Origin of the sequence: Streptomyces sp. NPDC001410, assembly GCF_042895235.1 — a bacterium.
Taxonomy (GTDB): Bacteria; Actinomycetota; Actinomycetes; order Streptomycetales; family Streptomycetaceae; genus Streptomyces.
Window position 1 is genome coordinate 1 of the sequence record NZ_JBIAWE010000048.1, and the last position, 4,579, is coordinate 4,579.

4 protein-coding genes and 2 pseudogenes are annotated in these 4,579 nt (G+C 67.0%); 4 read left to right on the plus strand and 2 right to left on the minus strand.

Annotated features, from left to right (window positions below; translation table 11 throughout):
- The first annotated feature begins 305 nt into the window (after positions 1-305).
- Together ACFY3C_RS45630 and ACFY3C_RS45635 are read left to right on the plus strand one after the other, a co-directional pair.
- The gene (locus tag ACFY3C_RS45630) at positions 306-638 is read left to right on the plus strand and encodes a hypothetical protein (protein ID WP_390775175.1); all 333 of its coding nucleotides are present in this window, start codon (positions 306-308) and stop codon (positions 636-638) included.
- Positions 639-688: 50 nt separating this feature from the next.
- Positions 689-919: a recombinase gene (locus ACFY3C_RS45635; RefSeq protein ID WP_386581912.1), complete on the plus strand. Its 231-nt coding sequence runs from the start codon at positions 689-691 to the stop codon at positions 917-919.
- Positions 920-1,109: 190 nt separating this feature from the next.
- On the opposite strand, the gene ACFY3C_RS45640 is transcribed toward ACFY3C_RS45635, so the two are convergent.
- Positions 1,110-1,832: an alpha/beta hydrolase gene (locus ACFY3C_RS45640; RefSeq protein WP_390775176.1), complete on the minus strand. Its 723-nt coding sequence runs from the start codon at positions 1,830-1,832 to the stop codon at positions 1,110-1,112.
- 380 nt (positions 1,833-2,212) lie between these two features.
- Here ACFY3C_RS45640 and ACFY3C_RS45645 point away from each other — a divergent pair, with 380 nt between their 5' ends.
- Entirely contained in the window at positions 2,213-2,794 is a 582-nt protein-coding gene (locus ACFY3C_RS45645; protein WP_390775177.1) for a GNAT family N-acetyltransferase, read from the plus strand.
- Positions 2,795-2,832: 38 nt separating this feature from the next.
- Positions 2,833-3,788: pseudogene (locus ACFY3C_RS45650) on the plus strand (IS5 family transposase).
- Between the two features lie 10 nt (positions 3,789-3,798).
- Here ACFY3C_RS45650 and ACFY3C_RS45655 read toward each other — a convergent pair.
- Positions 3,799-4,382 (minus strand): annotated as a pseudogene (locus tag ACFY3C_RS45655) (GNAT family N-acetyltransferase).
- Between the last annotated feature and the right edge of the window lie 197 nt (positions 4,383-4,579).

A 4,579-nucleotide genomic window follows, 5' to 3' on the forward strand; every position in this document is an offset into this window, starting at 1 on the left:
GACGCCGACCGGCCGCGAGCTGCGACATCAGACGCTCTCTTTGGCACGGCAGAACGATGAGGAACTGCTGACCGCGATCAGCCCCGCCGAAGCAGCGGCCCTGCTCCACACCCTTGGCCGGATCGCCGCCGCGACGGGCCTCATCGCGAAGTGACTCACCAGGCATGCGGGTCAGCGACGACATCACCGCCACCATCCGCAGCCTGATCCGCCCAACCATCATCCGCCGCTGGGCAAACCACCCCCAACGACACCGCTGACGATCGCCTATCTGCTCAAGCTCTAAGCAACGCGACCCCTGGACGGTGGAAGGCAACCTCTACATCGAGATCGACGATGAGCAGGCTGGCTGTCTCTTCTTCGACTGGGATCCCGACGACGCGGCGGTCCTCGAAGCGGCCGTCGGACATCCCCCCACCTGGGCAGTGCAGATCGATATCTCCGGACGGATCGACGGCACCGCAGAGGTTCGCCAACTGGTCGAGCTGCTGCTTGAGCACGGAGGCGTGGCGACCGACGACTATTCCGCCCACCCCTGGACCTTGCAGGAGATCAAATCTGGAGCAGTGAACGACGGTCTGCGCTTCTTCGACTTTCGTGCCTGCCACGAACTCAATCGTGAGCAAGAGCTTTCCTGACTCGATCACGGTGCAAGGGCAAGTTCGGAGGAGCCTGCATCCGCTGTCCGATGCTCCGCATCGACCCCAAGACGCTCGCCCGCCTGCAAGAGATCGAGGCGGACCTGATCCTTCGGCGCAAGCACGCCGAAGCCGAAGCCGAAGGTCGGCTCGGTGAGATCGAGGGCATCGACCTCACCCTGACCTTCCTGCGCGACAAGCGTGCCGAGGCGCACCGGATTCAGCAGCGAGAGACGATCCACCTCGGCCTACCAGCCGTCGGTTCCTGGAACGGATCATGACACCAACCCCAGTGGGACCTTCACCGACGTCAATCTGGAGACGCGCCGCCCCGACCAGCCGGTACCGCCGCGATCGGGGCGGTCGCGCATCTGCCGGCCACCGCCATCGAGGAGGGCCGGGACCTGTCCTCGATGAGAAGCATCCTGGCCGGCACCGCCTACCGTCTGCTGCCCGCCTGACAGCCCGGCCTCACTTCAGGTGCCGGGCGAAGAACCGGGCCGCGTCGTCCACCTCGAACCACGGGGTACCGGCGTGCCCGCCCAGATTGGCATGCAGCGTCTTCTCCCTGGTGCCGAAGGCGTCGAACAGGTCCAGGACCGGCTGCCGTTCCATCCCCTCGTCGTCCCACTGCATGAGGAACTGCAGCGGAATGGTGACCTGCCGGGCCTCCTCGCGCAGGGTGTCGGGCACGAAACCCTGACCGAAGAAAACGGCGGCCGAGATGCGCGGCTCGACCACCGCCAGCCGAATGCCGATGGCGGTCATCCCGTCGTACCCGACCGGGCCGCCGATCTCGGGCAGCGAAAGGAGTGCGTCCAGGGTGGTTCGCCATTCCGGCACCGCCCTTTCGACCAGCGGGACGATGAAGGCGTCGATGATCTCGTCGACCGGCTCACCCGCCTCCATCGCCCGGCGGAGGTCGGCGCGGGCCTGCTCATCGACGGCGGAACGGGGCCGGTCACCGTGCCCGGGGGCGTCGATGCCGGCCACCGCGAAGCCGTACTCCGCCGCGTAGTGCCGGGCCCGGGCCACCAGCCGGGGGAGCCGCTTGTGCAAGCCGCCGTTGTGGCCGATCAGGATCAGCGGGGCCGGTGCGGATGCAGGCGTCCACAGGACACCGGGGACCTCGCCGAGGGTGAATTCGCGTTCGAGGGCGCCGTCGTCGAGGCGCTGTTCAGAAGTGAATCGCATGGTCGTGCCTTTCAGGAGTGCTCTTGAACGGCGCTCCCGGACGACCTATCGCCCGACCGTGACCCCGGAGGGGAGCACCCATGTCGATACTGCGTTCACGGGTACCACCTCCTCGTTCTCTCGCACGGCCTCCGAAATGTAGCGGTGGTCGCTGTGGACCGCCAACAGGTTTTTGCGGAGACTCCGTGGCCGGACGCCACGTAAGGAAGGTGCAGTTAACACCCCACGGCAGAGCGGGACGAGTCCTGGCGCGCTCCAGGGCGCTCCCGAGGGTCACCGTCGCTTGGTGAAGCGCACCGCCTCTTGGGTGATCTGGATCCCGGCAAGCGACTCGACATAACCGATCGACACCCCGATCTTCATCGGGTTGGCTGGGCCGCATGCCCGAACTGCGTACTGACCGTCTGCTCCTCCGCCGGTGGTGGGAGTCCGACCTTGCACCGTGGGCGGCGATGAACGCCGATCCCGAAGTCCGGGAACACCTAGGGGAGTTGCTGACCCGTGAGCAAAGCGATGCCACGGTGGCAGAGATGCAGGCCGAGTTCGATGGGCGAGGCTTTGGGTGGTGGGCGCTGGAAGCACGGGAGTCCGGCGAGTTCATCGGCCGTGTCGGCTTGGACGAGGTGGGCGAGGACATGCCCTTCGCGGGGGTGGACATCGGTTGGCGGCTGGCGCGTTCGGCGTGGGGTCACGGGTACGCCACCGAGGCTGCCGTGGCCTGCCTGGCTTTCGGCTTCGAGGCACTCGGGCTACCTGAAGTGGTTGCGTCGACAACCGTCGACAACCTTCGTTCCCAGGCGGTGATGCGCCGCATCGGCATGACCCGCGACCCGGCCGACGACTTCGAGGATCCAAGCGTGCCCGAAGGGCCGCTTCGCCAGTGCGTGCTGTACCGGACCCCCGCAGCGATGCGCACCGCCTACACCATGCGTCCGGACGCGATCGACCACGCGCGCCCTTAGGCCGTGTCCGGGCGATCTGTTGAGTCGTTGATACGACTATGGGTGACCGGGGTGACCGGGGTGACCGGGGTGACTTAACGGGTGGTGAGTGGGATCGGCTGCGGCCGTACCTGCCGGTGAGCAATGGTCGCTGTGGTCGGTGGAGGGATCACCGGCAGGTGATCAACGGGATCCTGCACAGGGTGCGGACCGGTGTTCAGTGGCGTGACCTGCCGGAACGCTTCGGCTCCTGGACAACGGTGTATGAGCGCCATCGGCTGTGGTCGGCCGACGGCACTTGGGAGCGCCTGCTGCAGCAAGCCCAGGCCGCTGCCGACGCTGCCGGGGAAATCGACTGGGACATCTCGGTGGACTCCACCGTCATGCGGGCTCATCAGCATGCGGCCGGTGCCCGTACCACGCCACCGCCGCCGGTCGGCGGCTCAAAGGGGGCACCGGAGACGGAACACCAGAGCGAGACGCCGTGGCAGAGCCTTCTCGCCCGGCTGGTGGAGGTGGTCCAGGAGGTGAGGGACTCGGCCGCTCGCGTGGCGGGTTCACCACCAAGGTCCATCTGAGCGCCGACGGGCGCTGTCGGCCGCTGTCGCTGGTCGTCACGCCGGGACAGCGCGCCGACACCACCCAGTTCGTCCCGGTGCTGGAAAAGATCCGTGTCCCCCGACTGGGGCTGGGCAGGCCGCGCAACCGGCCGGACAGTGTGGCGGCAGATAAGGCATACAGCAACCGGCCGTGCCGCCGATACCTGCGCAGACGCGGCATCCGGCACGTGATCCTGGAGAAGGCCGACACCCGCGCCGCCCGCCTGCGCAAGGGCTCACGCGGCGGGCGCCCACAGGGCTTCGACACCGATCGGTACAAGAAGCGCGACGTCGTGGAACGGGCGATCAACAAGCTGAAGCAGTCAAGGGCCGTGGCAACCAGGTACGACAAGCGCGGCTACGTCTTCCTCGGCACCGTCACCACCGCAGCACTCATCAACTGGCTCCGCGCATGACCGGTCGGCCTCAGTGACCTTGGACCCGGGCGTGCGAGTGCATGTCGTGTCGGCCGTCGTCATGCAAGGCGGCGCTGCGCTTGGTGCCTTCCAGGGCATAGCCGCATTTTGCGGCGACCCCGCACGAGGCTTGGTTCCGCGTCGAGTGATCCAGCTCCAGACGGCAGAAGCCGATCTCGTCCAGGGCCCAGGCGCTCAGCGTCGTGAGGGCATGGGAGGCCACGCCGATGCCGCGCGCGGACGGAACACCCAGTAGGCGACGCCAGCGATTCCGTCGTCGAAGTCCAGGCCGCGCAGGGCGATCCGGCCGAGCACATCGCCGCTGCTGCTGGTGATCGCCCAGTGGCCACCCCTCTCTTGTTGCCAATCTTGCCGGTAGGCGTCGAACCATTCCCGGACCTGGCTCTCGGTCGAGGGCCGACGTGTATGCCAGCGCCGGATCTCGCCGTCCTGGTAAGCAGAAAGGAACACTGGCGCGTCGGCACGTTCCCAGGGACGCAAGAACAAGCCCTGGGCCGTGTGGAGCACCGGTTGAGGCGAGCCAGCAAGTGAGCCAGAGGGGATGACGGGCGGCGTCGACAGAGCGCGGGTCATAGGTCATGATCACCCGACAGTGGCCGCATACGTCAAGGTCACCGGCACGGCCGAGGAATGTCCGGTTTACCTGCCTCACAGGAGTGATCGACCCGACACCCCCTAGTAGTGCTTCGTTACGTCGTGTGATCTCGCCTGGTGGTGGGCATCTTCGTGGTGTGAGGCTGGGGGAAGTGGAGCGGCTCCGGGGTGAGTTA

Bases quoted from the DNA above. Each gene is read 5' to 3' on its own strand.
- ACFY3C_RS45640 (WP_390775176.1), bottom strand. From the start codon at position 1,832: ATGCGATTCACTTCTGAACAGCGCCTCGACGACGGCGCCCTCGAACGC.
- ACFY3C_RS45645 (WP_390775177.1), top strand. From the start codon at position 2,213: ATGCCCGAACTGCGTACTGACCGTCTGCTCCTCCGCCGGTGGTGGGAG.
- ACFY3C_RS45635 (WP_386581912.1), top strand. From the start codon at position 689: ATGCTCCGCATCGACCCCAAGACGCTCGCCCGCCTGCAAGAGATCGAG.